This window comes from Rahnella inusitata, assembly GCF_965118895.1.
Taxonomy (GTDB): domain Bacteria; phylum Pseudomonadota; class Gammaproteobacteria; order Enterobacterales; family Enterobacteriaceae; genus Rahnella; species Rahnella inusitata_A.
Genome location: NZ_CBCPJJ010000026.1, coordinates 108,834 through 123,583 on the forward strand (window position 1 = coordinate 108,834; position 14,750 = coordinate 123,583).

General features: G+C 53.2%; 12 protein-coding genes and 1 riboswitch. Of the genes, 7 read left to right on the plus strand and 5 right to left on the minus strand.

Annotated elements, in window-relative coordinates:
• Window positions 1-2 precede the first annotated feature (2 nt).
• From ACMHLI_RS21455 to ACMHLI_RS21465, 3 genes are all read right to left on the minus strand, one after another.
• Window positions 3-1,391: a Sapep family Mn(2+)-dependent dipeptidase gene (locus ACMHLI_RS21455; protein ID WP_413531224.1), complete on the minus strand. Its 1,389-nt coding sequence runs from the start codon at window positions 1,389-1,391 to the stop codon at window positions 3-5.
• 113 nt (window positions 1,392-1,504) lie between these two features.
• Complete coding sequence (locus tag ACMHLI_RS21460; protein ID WP_413531225.1) at window positions 1,505-2,551, minus strand: LacI family DNA-binding transcriptional regulator; 1,047 nt, start codon at window positions 2,549-2,551, stop codon at window positions 1,505-1,507.
• 205 nt (window positions 2,552-2,756) lie between these two features.
• Window positions 2,757-3,518 carry a glutathione peroxidase gene (locus ACMHLI_RS21465; RefSeq protein ID WP_413531226.1) on the minus strand — a complete coding sequence of 254 codons (762 nt, stop codon included), beginning with the start codon at window positions 3,516-3,518 and terminating at the stop codon, window positions 2,757-2,759.
• A 160-nt stretch (window positions 3,519-3,678) separates the two neighbouring features.
• Between ACMHLI_RS21465 and oxyR the strand changes: the two genes are divergently transcribed.
• Complete coding sequence (gene oxyR / locus ACMHLI_RS21470) at window positions 3,679-4,602, plus strand: DNA-binding transcriptional regulator OxyR (RefSeq protein ID WP_112169511.1); 924 nt, start codon at window positions 3,679-3,681, stop codon at window positions 4,600-4,602.
• On the opposite strand, the gene sthA is transcribed toward oxyR, so the two are convergent.
• Window positions 4,585-5,985, minus strand: a complete 1,401-nt coding sequence (sthA, locus tag ACMHLI_RS21475) for a Si-specific NAD(P)(+) transhydrogenase (protein ID WP_056774645.1) — start codon at window positions 5,983-5,985, stop codon at window positions 4,585-4,587. The two genes, oxyR and sthA, sit on opposite strands and share 18 nt — an antisense overlap.
• A gap of 212 nt (window positions 5,986-6,197) precedes the next feature.
• Here sthA and fabR point away from each other — a divergent pair, with 212 nt between their 5' ends.
• The 4 genes from fabR to ACMHLI_RS21495 all read left to right on the plus strand — a co-directional run bounded on the left by fabR (window position 6,198) and on the right by ACMHLI_RS21495 (window position 10,267).
• Window positions 6,198-6,875, plus strand: coding sequence for an HTH-type transcriptional repressor FabR (gene fabR, locus ACMHLI_RS21480; protein ID WP_413531227.1), 678 nt, complete (start codon window positions 6,198-6,200; stop codon window positions 6,873-6,875).
• A complete protein-coding gene (locus ACMHLI_RS21485) occupies window positions 6,850-7,206 on the plus strand; it encodes a YijD family membrane protein (protein ID WP_413531228.1) in 357 nt (118 codons plus the stop codon). Before fabR ends, ACMHLI_RS21485 begins: the two co-directional genes overlap by 26 nt.
• Window positions 7,207-7,520: 314 nt before the next feature.
• Window positions 7,521-9,107, plus strand: a complete 1,587-nt coding sequence (locus ACMHLI_RS21490) for an MFS transporter (protein WP_413531229.1) — start codon at window positions 7,521-7,523, stop codon at window positions 9,105-9,107.
• 20 nt (window positions 9,108-9,127) lie between these two features.
• Complete coding sequence (locus tag ACMHLI_RS21495; RefSeq protein WP_413531230.1) at window positions 9,128-10,267, plus strand: glycoside hydrolase family 88/105 protein; 1,140 nt, start codon at window positions 9,128-9,130, stop codon at window positions 10,265-10,267.
• Window positions 10,268-10,333: 66 nt separating this feature from the next.
• Here the strand turns inward: ACMHLI_RS21495 and trmA are convergent, their stop codons facing one another.
• Window positions 10,334-11,434 (minus strand): tRNA (uridine(54)-C5)-methyltransferase TrmA, encoded by a 1,101-nt coding sequence (gene trmA, locus ACMHLI_RS21500; protein ID WP_413531231.1) that lies wholly within the window; start codon window positions 11,432-11,434, stop codon window positions 10,334-10,336.
• 186 nt (window positions 11,435-11,620) lie between these two features.
• A riboswitch (cobalamin riboswitch) is annotated at window positions 11,621-11,877 on the plus strand.
• 70 nt (window positions 11,878-11,947) lie between these two features.
• On the opposite strand from trmA, the gene btuB reads away from it, so the two are divergent.
• Entirely contained in the window at window positions 11,948-13,813 is a 1,866-nt protein-coding gene (btuB, locus tag ACMHLI_RS21505; RefSeq protein WP_413531232.1) for a TonB-dependent vitamin B12 receptor BtuB, read from the plus strand.
• Window positions 13,758-14,639, plus strand: coding sequence for a glutamate racemase (murI, locus tag ACMHLI_RS21510; RefSeq protein WP_413531233.1), 882 nt, complete (start codon window positions 13,758-13,760; stop codon window positions 14,637-14,639). Before btuB ends, murI begins: the two co-directional genes overlap by 56 nt.
• Window positions 14,640-14,750: the final 111 nt, after the last annotated feature.

The window sequence follows — 14,750 nt, forward strand, 5'->3', positions numbered from 1 at the left end:
GTTCAATGACCTCGTTTTTCAGAAGATGCGGCGGGCAGGTTTGCCAGCCGGTAAAGGGCTTCGGCGTAGATGCCGATGGCGCTGATAAAGCGGCATAAGCTGCCGTATTCGTCCGCGCTGTGGGTGTTGCCAGAAGAACCGTCGGGAAATTCGCAGCCAAAAATCACTGCATTTTGCATCGCGCTGGCGTAGCTGCCAGCACCTGTGGTGCGCGACGGATGGTTTTTATCGCCGGTATGACGGGTGTAAATCTCATGCAGCGTGTGTACCAGCGCGCTGTCCGGCGGGTATAGACTCGGCAGTTTGACCGGTTCAGCCTCAATGCGGCTTGAAGGCCAGTCGCGGTTCCAGTGCGACAGTTTTTCGCTGATGTCTTCTGCGGTCAGGTTTTCGGGATACCGCACGTTCAGCGTCAGCATCATCAGGCCGTTTTCAATGTTCAGGACGGTCGGTACCAGCAGGATCTGCCCGCACTCGCCCGGCGCATCCAGCGCAAAACGCACGCCGCTCTGGCCGGACCTGGCGTCAGTGATCTCGTAAAGTTGCTGCGTCCAGGATGTATTGAATTGCTGATGCAGCAACTGTGCGGTGGCGGCAATTGGATTGAGGCACATTTCCGGTTTCGAAGAGTGGCCGCCACGCCCGTAAAGCTGCCAGCGATCAACGTGTCCCGGCTCCGCCAGCAGTGTAAAACCGTCATCCAGCGTCCAGTTGCCGCAGGACAGTGACAGCCCGCGCAGGTGTGCCACATCAGGAATGCTATTTACCACGTCGCCACAGGAAACCTGCAGATCGGGTTGTCCGGTGAGTGAGGTCAGCGTTATCAGTAAGGAGCCTTTTTCGCCATAAATCACCGGGAATTTTCCGTCAGGCGTGAAGGCGAAAGCCGGTTGCGGCTGTGTTTCAAAATAACGGCGAATACAGCGAAACCCCGTTTCTTCATTGCCGCCCGCCACCAGCCTGATGCGGCGGCTAAGCGGAAGTTTCAGCTCACGCAGAATATCCAGCGCCAGCCACGCGGCAATCATCGGGCCTTTGTCATCCACCACGCCGCGGCCAATCAGTTTGTCTCCGAGGCGGGAGACCTGATACGGCGGGAAATGCCAGCCTTCGCCGGCAGGTACGACGTCGGCATGACCAAACACATACACGATTTCCTCGCCGCTGCCGTATTCGATATGTACGGCATGATGATCGACATTCAGCGTATGCAACCCGGCGTTATCACCGAGTTGCTGCCACCAGCCGAGTGCGTCGGCGATGCCCCGGCCAAAGGGCGCATCCGGTTGCACCGTCGCGCTGTCGTACGGCGAAGGGATCGCCACCCATTGAGCGAGTAATGTGAGGAATTGATTCGCCCGATCCCGGGCGTGTGCTGCGAAGTCGATCATTGACGTTAATCCTCCGAAAACAATGGTCTTAGCATTGAGGCTGGAGGAAAAAGCGTCAAAAGGCAGGGATCAGAATTGATAAATAAAACGGGTAAATTTTTTCGCCGGTTTTTTTAACCCGCCTTCAACGTAGCGCAAAGCGAGGGGGAAATACCTGTCGGAGCGACCGTGAGGCGTGGATCGTCTGGCAATAACGGATCACCGGCAAGTTGCGCGTGCAGGCATTCTATCGCGCGCGCGGTTAACGCATCGTGGCAGGGGAGAATTTGTGGTAGTGACTGTTTCACCAGTTCTTCACACTTACCAAAACCGGCCAGCACAATGCGGCGCGAAAACAGCCGCCATTTGGAGGTTTGTAATCCCTCCGCCAGCGCGTAATGTGCGGCCAGCAATACTGTCGGGTTGTCGCACAGGATGGCGGAAATTTTGGGGTTTTGTTTCAGCAACTGCGCGGTGGAGCGAAAACCGTCTTCAAAGGTTGCCGCGCACGGCTGGCTAAGCGATGGCGAAAACGCCACGCCGGATTTACCGAGTGCGAGGGAAAGACCGCCCAGCCTTTCAGCGCGCACCAGCGAATGGCTTTCACCCCCGAGATACGCAATGTGGCAATGTTGCTGATGAAGGAAGGCTTCCACCGCCTGATGCGCGGCCTGCGCATTATCCGGGTGTACCGTTGTGACCGGCCCCGGGTGATAATGTTCTCCGACGCCGATAAGTGCCACATGACGCGCAATCGCCCGGGCACTCAGAGCTTTCAGCATTTCCGGGCTGGCATTAAGTAATTTTCCGCACACAATGATTGCGCGTACGTCCTGCGCCAGAAGTTGCCCGGCATGTTCCAGAAGTGTCTGGGAGTTTGCGTAGTAAAGTAACAGTGAGAATCCGGCCCCCTGCAATCCCTGTGAAAGATCCGGGAGCAAATCTGTCGCGAACTGACAACCCGGCATCAGCAAAACACCAATCCGTGGAAGGGGCGTGACGGAAGATGACGATGGCGACCGGTAACCGAGCTGGTCGATGGCATGATAAATACGCTCCACGCCTTGCGGCGAGATGCGTCCTTTTCCGCCGAGCACCAGTGAAACCGCCGCGACGGAAACGCCAGCCAGGCGCGCGACATCCTGTTGAGTGATTCTATTGCGCGGTTTTTGCGTCATCATCGTCCTGCCGTCAATAATGCATTAACCGCAAAGTGTGGCAGGAGAGGGGCATGAAAAAACAGGCGGGGATCTCAGAACGGTGGATTGATGAAGCAAAAAAAGGCGGACCCAAGGTCCGCCGAAAGTTCACGTAGTCTAACTTTGCTTTTTTGTTGGTAATGCAGGGACTCTTGTCTTACTTCTTACTCTGGGTATTCACTGAGACTTATTGTGCAACTTCGCATACTTCCTGGGTTTCTGAATGCAGGTAAACGTCCAGATCGTCGCTTCCGCCGATGTGGCGTCCGCCGATGAAGACCTGCGGCACGGTCGCACGGCCGGTAACGGCGCGCAGGCTGACGGTGGTCGCGTCTTTACCTAATACAATTTCTTCGTACTGAATACCGCGCTCCTGCAGCATCTGTTTGGCTTTAGCACAGAACGGACAGCCCGGTTTAGTGAAAATGGAAACGGACTCCTGCACTTTATATTCTGGTGCCAGGTACTTCAGCATGGTGTCTGCATCAGACACTTCAAATGGGTCGCCCGGCTTGTTTGGCTCGACGAACATTTTCTCGACCACGCCGTTACGCACCAGCATGGAATAACGCCATGAACGCGGACCGAAGCCTAAATCCGCCTTCTCGACCAGCATGTCCATGCCTTTAGTGAACTCACCATTACCGTCCGGAATGAAAGTGATGTTGGCGGCGCTTTGTTCTGCTTTCCACGCATTCATCACGAAGGTGTCATTCACGGAGACGCACAGAATGCTATCTACGCCGTGGCTTTTGAACACCGGAGCCAGCTCGTTGTAACGTGGCAGGTGGCTCGAAGAACAGGTCGGGGTAAATGCACCCGGCAGTGAAAAGACAATCACCGTTTTATTTTTGAACAGCTCATCCGTCGTCAGGTCTACCCATTTGTCGCCCTGACGGGTGTGAAAAGTAACTTGCGGTACGTGTTTCCCTTCCTGGCTTGCAAACATGAATAACCTCTTAATTAATCTATAAAATGAACAATATTTTCGGCGGTGCCGTTTCGATGGGGGGCATTATTAACGATTGTGGTTGATAGATATAATCGTTGGTTGCTATCTTATCTATCGTTAACGGCTATCGCATTGCCTATGAGGGACTGGGGGAAAAATGAACATTCGTGATTTAGAGTATCTGGTGGCACTGGCTGAGTTTCGCCATTTCCGCCGCGCCGCAGATTCATGCCACGTCAGTCAGCCAACGCTGAGCGGGCAAATCCGTAAGCTGGAAGATGAGCTTGGCGTCATGCTGCTCGAAAGAACCAGCCGCAAAGTACTGTTCACCCAGGCCGGTCTGCTGCTGGTGGATCAGGCACGCACGGTATTGCGCGAAGTAAAAGTGCTCAAAGAAATGGCGAGCCAGCAGGGCGAAGCGATGTCCGGGCCGATGCATATCGGTCTGATCCCAACTGTCGGGCCTTACCTGCTGCCGCAAATTATTCCAACGCTGCACAAAACTTTTCCGAAACTGGAGATGTATCTGCACGAAGCGCAAACCCATCAGCTGCTGGCGCAGCTTGACAGCGGAAAGCTCGATTGTGCCATTCTGGCGCTGGTGAAAGAGAGCGAAGCATTTATCGAAGTGCCGCTGTTTGACGAGCCGATGAAGCTGGCAATTTACGATGACCATCCGTGGGCATCGCGCGATCGTGTGGCGATGGCCGATCTGGCCGGTGAGAAACTGCTGATGCTGGAAGATGGCCACTGTCTGCGCGATCAGGCGCTCGGTTTTTGCTTCCAGGCGGGTGCGGATGAAGATACCCACTTCCGCGCCACCAGTCTTGAAACGCTGCGTAACATGGTGGCGGCAGGGAGCGGGATTACGTTACTGCCATCACTCGCTGTGCCGCGCGAGCGCAGCCGTGATGGTGTGACTTATCTTACCTGTGACAAACCGGAACCGCGCCGTACAATTGCGCTGGTCTATCGTCCCGGTTCGCCACTGCGCGGGCGTTACGAACAGCTTGCCGAAGCCATCAAAGAACATATGCAGGCTTACTGGGATAACGCCGCTGCCTTAAAAAAGGCGGTTTAATCCGTTAAGCGCAGCCACGCGATAGGCTTCGGCCATGGTCGGATAGTTGAAGGTGGTATTGACGAAATACTCGATAGTATTACCTTCACCTTTCTGTTCCATGATCGCCTGCCCGATATGAATGATTTCGGCGGCACGTTCACCGAAACAGTGAATGCCCAGGATTTCCTTGGTTTCACGATGGAACAACAATTTCAGGCTGCCCACGTTCATGCCGGCGATTTGTGCGCGAGCCAGATGCTTAAACTGCGCGCGGCCAACTTCGTACGGGACTTTCATCGACGTCAGTTCCTGCTCGGTTTTACCCACCGAACTTATCTCCGGAATGGTGTAAATCCCGGTCGGAATGTTTTCGATTAAGTGGACTTTGGCTTCGCCCTGGATCATCGCCTGTGCGGCAATGCGTCCCTGATCGTAAGCCGCTGAGGCCAGACTTGGGTAACCAATCACATCACCAACAGCATAAATGTGCGACAGTGCGGTCTGATACATGCTGTTTACTTTCAGCAAGCCCCGGCTGTCTGCTTCCAGCCCGATGTTTTCCAGACCCAGTTTATCCGTGTTACCGGTGCGACCGTTGGCGTACAGCAGCGCATCAGCTTTCACTTTCTTACCGGATTTCAGGTGCATAATCACACCATCTTCCACACCTTCAATCTTCTCGAACTCTTCGTTATGGCGAATAACTACGCCGTTATTCCAGAAGTGGTACGAAAGCGCGTCTGACATTTCCTGATCAAGGAAAGACAACAGCCGGTCGCGGGTGTTGATTAAGTCCACTTTGACGTTCAGACCACGGAAGATCGACGCATATTCGCAGCCGATCACGCCCGCACCGTAAATAATCACGTGGCGCGGTTCATGGCTGAGTTCAAGGATTAAATCGCTGTCATAAATGCGCGGGTGACCAAAATCGACGTTGGCCGGGCGGTAAGGGCGCGAACCACAGGCGATGACGATGTTATCCGCGGTGATCTGCTCATGCGTGCCGTCGGCGTAGCGGATGCTGATGGTATTGGCATCGACAAAACTGGCGTCGCCGGAAAACAGCTGGCACTGGTTTCTTTCGTAGAAACCCTGACGCATGCGGGTTTGCTGATTTATGACCGAATCCGCATGACGCAGGATATCGGGAAAGCTGGAGCTCATGGTGCGCGAGTTATCGCTGTAGAGCGGATTTTGGTTAAATTCGATGATTCGGCTGACGGCGTGACGCAGTGCTTTGGAAGGGATGGTGCCCCAATGTGTACAACCGCCACCGACGTTGTTATAGCGTTCGATGACAGCAACTCTGGCGCCTTGTTTAACCAGTCCCATCGCGGCGCCTTCTCCGCCAGGGCCTGAACCAATGATGATGGCATCAAAATGTGAGTGCTGTTGCATTGTTCGAAACCTATTTTTATACAAAATCACAACGAGAAAGTAACATATTACACCTATTTACCCCACATGCAGTTGTCATTTAATGGGAATGTCGCAACATTCAGACCCATTTTATGCTGCTGTTTCTATGACTCGGACCGATAAAAATTTTGGTATAGTGAAACCATGTCGGGCTAACAACTAAAAAGAAGAACACTATCCGGATGAAGGTTATGGGAGTCAGAGCACAACAAAAAGAGCGTACGCGTCGCACGCTGATTGAGGCGGCTTTCAGCCAGCTCAGCGCTGAGCGTAGTTTCGCCAGTCTGAGTTTGCGTGAGGTCTCGCGCGAAGCAGGCATTGCGCCGACGTCCTTTTACCGGCACTTCCGTGATGTGGATGAGCTCGGTCTGACGATGGTAGATGAAAGTGGTCTGATGCTGCGCCAGCTAATGCGTCAGGCGCGCCAGCGAATTGCCAAAGGCGGCAGCGTCATCCGCACCTCGGTCTCGACGTTTATGGAATTCATCGGCAATAACCCCAACGCATTCCGGCTGTTGCTGCGCGAACGTTCCGGGACGTCTTCGGCGTTTCGTGCCGCTGTCGCCCGTGAAATTCAGCATTTTATTGCGGAACTTGCCGACTATCTGCAACTCGAAAACCATATGCCGCGCAGTTTTACTGAAGCGCAGGCGGAAGCCATGGTAATCATCGTGTTTAACGCCGGGGCGGAAGCGCTGGATGTTGATCTCGCGCAGCGCCGTCAGCTCGAAGAGCGTCTGGTACTGCAACTGCGGATGATTTCTAAAGGCGCGTATTACTGGTACCGCCGTCAGCAGGAACGCACGGCGGTGACACCCATTAATAAGAACCGAGGTAAAGAAGATGACCGAACAAGCGAACCAGGATAATGGCACTCTGGTTTTGTCTTTAATTGCCGGGCTGTCGATCAGCGGCACATTTGATGCGTTATTCAGCTCTGTCGTCGCGTTTTCGATATTCCCGATTATCGCTCTGGTGTTAGCGGTGTACTGTTTAAACGTTCGCTACCACAAAGGTGAAATGCCCCAAGGATTACCGGGCATGGCTGCGGCTTGTTTCCTGCTGGGTCTGCTGTTGTACAGTACGATTGTCCGCGCTGAGTATCCTGAATTAGGCTCGAATTTCTTACCGTCGCTTATCTGCGTGGCGCTGGTATTCTGGATTGGTATAAAACTGAAAAAGCGCAAATCGTCTACGTAACGCGTTTTCTGTTTCATGTTTTTTGAAGGCAATCTGCGGATTGCCTTTTTTATGCGCCCTCGCTCGACTTATCCCCTCCACTAAGCATTTTCACTCCCATTTAATGAACTGTCATTTCATTAATATCAAACCCATGTTCATTATTTAGATGTAGATCGCCCACTTCTTTATTTCTTTGCCATAAAGTGCATCCGGGTGGCAAAAACCAAAAGGTTTTCATGTCGGCTCCTCGCTAATTTGAATCATGGCCGGACGACGCATTTTCGTTCGCATTCAGCCTACGCCTAAAGGTGATTAACAGGGGCAACACGGCAATGAAAACACGTAAGATAGGATTCTTCACTTATATCGCTTATGGCTCCGGGGATTTCCTCGGTGCAGGCACGACCGCGCTGACTGCGGCCTGGTTGTTGTATTTCTACACGACGTTCTGCGGGCTTTCGCCCATTCAGGCTACGTTCATTTTCGCGACCGCACGCGTCGCCGATGCGGTGCTCAGCCCGCTGATGGGGTATCTCACCGATAACTTCGGCAATACATGGCTCGGCAAGCGCTTTGGCCGCCGTAAGTTCTTTATTCTGCTGGGTATTCCCTGCGTCTTCAGCTACAGCTTTATGTGGGTGGGCGAAATGGGATACGTCTATTACCTGCTGACATATCTGCTGTTCGATATCGTCTACACCATGATTTTGGTGCCGTATGAAACACTGGTCCCGGAAATGACCGATGATTTCAAACAGAAAACCAAATTCTCAGGTGCGCGCATCGCGCTGGCGCAGCTGTCAGCGATTCTGGCAGCGTTCCTGCCCGGCATTCTGTTACAGCATTTCGGCAAAGATAACGCCATCTCCTTCTTCTATTCGAGCCTGGTCTTCGCGGTGATTTGTTCACTGGTGCTGACGCTGGTGTATTTCTTCACCTGGGAACGGCCGGAAGAGCTGAAATCGGAAGCAACTAAGAAAATTGAACGTGAGCGCCAGCAGCTGACGCTCGCGCAAAGCCTGAAGCGTCTGAAAGTGGAATTGTCTTCGACACTGCGCATCAAGATTTTCCGTCAGCATCTCGGCTTGTATCTGGGGGGCTACATTGCACAGGACGTCTTCAACGCGGTATTCACTTATTACGTTGTCTTCGTGCTGATGCAAAGCGCCTCCGTGGCTTCAAACCTGATGGGAATGATGGCGATCCTGCAATTTGTCGCGGTTATCGGGATGATCCCGCTGTGTATCCGCTTCGGACCTGCACCGTCTTACCGGCTGGCGGTGACGCTGTTCGGGTTGGCCGCTCTTTCCTACGGCGGTCTGTATTACGCCGGTATGAATGACTCTATGTCACTGTTGTTGCTCATTTCTGCGCTGGCCGGTCTGGGACGCGGCGGGATCAACTATGTGCCGTGGAATATCTACACCTATATCGCTGACGTTGATGAAACCATCACCGGTCAGCGCCGCGAAGGGATTTTTGCCGGCGTGATGACGCTGACCCGCAAAGCCTCGCAGGCCGGTGCCGTGATGCTGGTGGGGATTATCCTGCAACTCGCCGGGTTTGTTTCCGGCCAAAGCCAGCAGGTACCTGCGGTCGGTCATACCATTCTGGGCGTTCTGGTGGTCGGTTCGCTGCTGATGCTCAGCATGGGCTTTATCATCTCGCTGTTCTTCCGCCTCAATCAGAGAACGCACGGCGTGCTGACCCGCGAAACGCACAAAATGCGCGAAGCTAACCGCATCGTGCCGGAACAAATCACGCCGGAAGATCGCGCGACTGTCGAAATGCTGACAGGGATGAAATACGAATCTCTGTGGGGCAATAACAATATCGGTTATCTGCATCGCAATAACCCGCCACCTGAAAAGCTGACCCGAGAAAATACCGCCGAAGTGCCGGTCCAGGGACGTTTGTAATCCATTTACAGGAGAACGTTATGAAAGTATTTGAAGTTAAACACAGTGCCTTGCTGCGGCAGCCGGAGCATTTCATCTCACGCAACGAACTGAAAGCGCTGATTCACAATGTGACCGACAATCTGGTGAATATCGAAGATAAAACCGGTGAGTTCCTGTTGCGGCTGGACGATGGCCGCGTCATCGACACCAAGGGCTGGGCGGGCTGGGAATGGACGCACGGTATCGGGCTCTACGGTATCTATCAGTATTATCAGCAGACCGGCGATGAAAAAATGCGTGCGGTGATCGATGACTGGTTTACCGCACGCCTGACGGAAGGCACGCCAACCAAAAACGTTAATACTATGAGTCCGTTCCTGACGCTGGCGTATCGCTATGAGGAAACGGGGAATGAAGAGTGGCGCCCTTACCTTGAGCGTTGGGCCGAATGGGTGATGTACGAAATGCCGCGCACGGATAAAGGCGCGATGCAGCACATTGTTTATAACAATGAAAACCATCAGCAGATGTGGGACGACACGCTGATGATGAGCGTCCTGCCGCTGGCAAAAATTGGTAAACTGCTGGATCGTCCTGAATTTATCGAAGAAGCGACGTATCAGTTTCTGGTCCACGTGCAATATCTGATGGATCGCCAGACCGGCCTGTGGTTCCACGGCTGGACGTTCGACGGTCACCACAACTTTGCACAGGCACGCTGGGCGCGGGGCAACAGCTGGCTGACGATCGCCATTCCTGAATTCCTTGAACTGGTGGATTTGCCGGAGAATAACGCGACCCGCCGTTATTTATTGCAGGTACTGGAAAGCCAGGTCAGCGCGCTGGCGAAATGTCAGGACGACAGCGGCTTATGGCATACGCTGCTTGATGACCCGCACTCTTATCTTGAAAGCTCGGCCACGGCGGGTTTTGCGTACGGTATTCTAAAAGCGGTGCGGAAGCGTTATATCGACGCGTCTTATGCGCCGGTGGCGGAAAAAGCCATTCAGGGCGTGATTAAGCATATCAATCCGGCAGGTGAACTGACGCAAACGTCGTTCGGTACAGCGATGGGTTCAGACCTCGAGTTTTACCGCCAGATTGCACTGACGTCGATGCCTTACGGGCAGGCAATGGCGATTCTGTGTTTGTCAGAATATCTGCGCGTGTACTTATAATTATTTTACGGCAGGAAAAAGAACGGGCACGCTGAAGTGCCCGTTTATTCTTTTAGTTTTCGCCGATCAGATCTTTTCCAGCAGAACACCGGATTCCATATGGTGGGTATACGGGAACTGGTCGAACAACGCGAGGCGCGTGACTCGGTGCGTCTGGCTCAGCGTTTCCAGATTCGCGCACAGCGTTTCCGGGTTACACGAGATATATAAAATACGGTCATAGCTTTGCACCATTTTCACGGTTTCATCATCCAGCCCGCTGCGCGGTGGATCGACAAAAATCGTATTACATTCATATCCGCTTAAATCCACATCCTGCAGACGACGGAATTCACGTACACCGTTCAGTGCCTGCGTGAAATCTTCAGCCGCCATTCGGATGATTTGCACGTTATCGATATGGTTCGCCGCAATGTTGAACTGCGCTGCCGCCACTGACGGTTTGGCAATTTCTGTTGCCAGCACCCGGCGGAAGTTGCGCGCCAGCGCCAGAGAGAAATTGCCGTTGCCGCAGTAAAGTTCCAGCAAATCGCCGGTCGAGTTTTGCGTGGCATCCAGCGCCCACTCCAGCATCTGAATATTCATCTCGGCGTTTGGCTGCGTGAAGCTGTTTTCCACCTGGCGGTAAATCATGTCGCGGCCTGCAACCGGCAGGACTTCATCAATATAATCCTGATCGAGCATGATTTTGGTTTTGGCTGCGCGGCCAATCAGCTGGATATCAAACCCGTCTGCGCGCAGTTGGTCACGGAGAACTGTGGCGGCCTGCTGCCATTCTTCATCAAGCTTACGGTGGTACAGCAAAGAGGCGATGATTTTACCGCTGCGGGTCGAAAGATAGTCGATCTGGAAGATCTTACGGCGCAGTGCCGGATCTTGCTTCACCGCGGCGATCAGCACAGGCATTAGACGGTTAATCAGCTCGCTGCCAGCCGGGAACTGGTCCACACGCACGCGGGCTTTGGTCTGCTGATCAAACATAATATGGTACAGGTCGCCCTCATCGTGCCAGACGCGAAATTCGGCACGCATACGATAATGGCTGACCGGAGAACGGAAAACGTCAGGCTGCGGCGCATTAAAAGGCGACATCATCGCCGTGAGACGTGCGGTCTTTTCCGCCAGCTGGTCGTCGTACTGTTCAATGGGCAGGTTTTCAGGCGTCATCGGTTATCTCGTCTAACTGGGGGTAAATGGACAAACTTTTGGGGGATTCTAGGGAATCACACTGCAAAGTCCAGCTTTCCCCGTCGTCCTGAACGTTATAACGACGTTTGCTGCCTTGTTCTAACGTCAATGACTTTGGGGAAATATGGGCAGTCATTACGGATGTCTGGATTTCCAAATGGGTTGATCGTAGGATTGCCGCTCGGCCTCGTGACTGAGTTAAAAGGGAATCCGGTGTGAATCCGGAACTGGCGCGCAGCGGTATGGGGAAATCACGGCGATCGCATTCTTTATAATGCAGACACTGTTTCTTCTTTCTATATAGATAAGAAAGAGGGAATGGGAAGTCATCGCCCGGTGTGGGTTATCTTAATTACTTCTCTTGTAATCAATAAGCCTGCAAATCCTAAGTCCGAAGACCTGCCGATGTTACGTCGCATTAATCATCGTCGTCGCGAAATACCGTCGGTGATCCTCTGCGGCATCCGCCAATTAAGTTTGGATGCTCGATTCATGACAATTAAAAAGCACGTGCTGTTGACGGCATTATCCGTCACGGCTTTTTCAGGGTGGGCGCAAGACAGTACTTCCACAGACAACAGCAGCGATAATCTGGTCGTCACGGCTAACCGTTTCCCACAGCCGGTGTCTTCCGTTCTGGCACCGACCGATGTGGTGACGCGTGATGATATCGACAGATGGCAGTCAAAATCTGTCGCCGATGTATTACGTCGTTTACCGGGTGTTGATATTGCTCAAAATGGCGGACTGGGCCAGCAGACGTCTTTATTCGTTCGCGGCACCAATTCCAGCCACACGTTAGTTTTAATCGACGGTGTGCGTCTTAATCAGGCCGGTATTTCCGGCGCGGCGGATATCAGCCAGATCCCACTTTCACTGGTTCAGCGCATCGAATTTATTCGCGGACCGCGCTCTGCGGTTTATGGCTCGGATGCGATCGGTGGCGTTGTTAACATTATCACCACGCGTGATAAAGATGGCACGACGCTTGGCGCAGGCGTGGGTTCCCACGGTTACCAGAACTATAACGGCTCCACACAGCAAAAGCTGGGCGAAAATACGACGCTGACGGCGGCCGGGGACTACACCTATACCCGAGGCATCGACGTTGTTGCGGATGGCAATACCGGCGGCGTACCTCAGCCTGACCGCGATGGCTTCATGAGCAAGACGCTGTATCTGGCGTTGCAACACCAGTTCAATCAGGAAATCAGCGGCTTTGCCCGTGCGTACGGCTATGACAACCGTACCGCTTATGACGCCTATTCTTCGCCGGGCAGTGCGCTTATCGATACCCGTCAGCTCTACAGCCGCACGTATGACACCGGTTTGCGTTACGAAAACGGTATCTACGCCACGCAGCTCATCGGCAGCTACAGTCACGTTAAAGACTATAACTACGACCCGAAATACGGCCCGTATGACTCTTCGGCCTCGCTGGATGACTCCGATCAGTACAACGTGCAATGGGGCAACACATTCCAGATCTGGAAAGGCGAAGTCAGCGCGGGCCTCGACTGGCAGAAGTTGACCACGGAGCCGGGTACTAACTATCTTGCCGACGGCTATGACCAGCACAACACTGGTGTCTATCTGACGACTCAGCAGAAAATCAGTGATGTAACGCTCGAAGGTGCGGTACGCAGCGACGATAACTCCCAGTTCGGTCAGCACACTACCTGGCAGAGCAGCGCGGCATGGGAATTCATCGATGGATATCGTCTGATTGGTTCTTACGGTACGGCCTATAAATCTCCGAACCTGGGGCAGCTTTATAGTGGCTTTGGCGGCAATCCGGACCTTAAGCCTGAAGAGAGCAAGCAGTGGGAAGGGGGACTGGAAGGTCTGACCGGTCCGCTGGACTGGCGCTTGTCGGTGTATCGTAACGACATCGACCAGATGATCGCTTATGACAATTCAACCTTCGGTTATTACAACATCGGCAAGGCGACCATCAAAGGCGTTGAATGGACCGGCTCATTCGATACCGGCCCGTTGCAGCACCAGATTACGCTTGAATATCTCGACCCACGCAATGCCGAGACCAACGAAATTCTGGCGCGTCGGGCCAAACAGCAGGTGAAATACCAGATTGACTGGAATGTGGCGGACGTTGACTGGTCCATCAATTACCAATATTTGGGACAACGTTACGACACCGATTACGGATCGTATCCTTCTCAGACTGTTAAGCTTGGCGGCGTAAGCTTATGGGATCTCGCTGCATCATATCCCGTAACCTCACATCTGACTGTTCGTGGTAGAATTGCCAACTTGTTTGATAAAGATTACGAGACGGCTTATGGCTATGCCACACCAGGACGTGAGTTCTACCTTACTGGAAGCTATACCTTCTGATACAACCCAGGTTCCTGACCGCCCGACGGTGCTGGTTTTCGATTCCGGCGTCGGTGGGTTGTCAGTTTATCAAGAGGTCCGGCAGATGTTGCCGGACCTGCACTATATCTATGCCTTCGATAATGTCGCTTTTCCTTACGGCGAGAAATCTGAAGAGTTCATCGTCGAACGCGTGGTCGAGATTGTCAGCGCCGTCGCGAAACGCCATCCCCTCTTTATTATCGTCATTGCCTGTAACACGGCCAGCACCGTCTCACTTCCTGCATTGCGCGCAAAATTCAGCTGCCCGGTGGTTGGCGTTGTACCTGCGATCAAACCTGCTGCGAAATTGACGCGTAATGGCGTTGTGGGATTACTGGCAACGCGCGCCACAGTTCAACGTCCTTATACGCATGATCTGGTGGCGCGGTTTGCGACGGATTGTCAGATTCTGATGCTGGGCTCGGCGGAGCTGGTTGAGTTGGCAGAAGCGAAACTGCATGGTGAAGAGGTCTCACTGGCGGCACTGAAGAAAATCCTCCATCCGTGGCTGCGTTTGCGCGAACCGCCGGACACAGTAGTATTGGGTTGCACACATTTTCCGTTGCTTTCCGAAGAGCTCGCGCAGGTTTTGCCCGATGGCACACGTATGATCGACTCCGGCTCTGCCATTGCCCGCCGTGCACATTGGTTAATTGAGACGTCTCACGTGCCTATTCCACAGAAAAATGCAGGCGTGCAAATAGAGAGTATCGCCTATTGCATGGCGATGACCGCAGAGGCCCAAAGTTTACTGCCTGTTTTACAGTCATATGGCTTCAGAAGTATCCAGGAATTGCCGCTTTAAACGGCATTTGGTGAAAGAATCAGCGGTCGGAAAATTATTTGTATTTTAGGGGTTGCGGCCTTCTGAGAACTCCCTATAATGCGCCTCCACTGACCGGGAACAACGACTGAC

Coding starts and splice junctions, on each gene's coding strand:
- ACMHLI_RS21495 (WP_413531230.1), top strand. CDS start 9,128: ATGAAAGTATTTGAAGTTAAACACAGTGCCTTGCTGCGGCAGCCGGAG.
- ACMHLI_RS21490 (WP_413531229.1), top strand. CDS start 7,521: ATGAAAACACGTAAGATAGGATTCTTCACTTATATCGCTTATGGCTCC.
- oxyR (WP_112169511.1), top strand. CDS start 3,679: ATGAACATTCGTGATTTAGAGTATCTGGTGGCACTGGCTGAGTTTCGC.
- ACMHLI_RS21455 (WP_413531224.1), bottom strand. CDS start 1,391: ATGATCGACTTCGCAGCACACGCCCGGGATCGGGCGAATCAATTCCTC.
- trmA (WP_413531231.1), bottom strand. CDS start 11,434: ATGACGCCTGAAAACCTGCCCATTGAACAGTACGACGACCAGCTGGCG.
- btuB (WP_413531232.1), top strand. CDS start 11,948: ATGACAATTAAAAAGCACGTGCTGTTGACGGCATTATCCGTCACGGCT.
- sthA (WP_056774645.1), bottom strand. CDS start 5,985: ATGCAACAGCACTCACATTTTGATGCCATCATCATTGGTTCAGGCCCT.
- fabR (WP_413531227.1), top strand. CDS start 6,198: ATGGGAGTCAGAGCACAACAAAAAGAGCGTACGCGTCGCACGCTGATT.
- ACMHLI_RS21460 (WP_413531225.1), bottom strand. CDS start 2,551: ATGATGACGCAAAAACCGCGCAATAGAATCACTCAACAGGATGTCGCG.
- ACMHLI_RS21485 (WP_413531228.1), top strand. CDS start 6,850: ATGACCGAACAAGCGAACCAGGATAATGGCACTCTGGTTTTGTCTTTA.
- ACMHLI_RS21465 (WP_413531226.1), bottom strand. CDS start 3,518: ATGTTTGCAAGCCAGGAAGGGAAACACGTACCGCAAGTTACTTTTCAC.
- murI (WP_413531233.1), top strand. CDS start 13,758: ATGGCTATGCCACACCAGGACGTGAGTTCTACCTTACTGGAAGCTATA.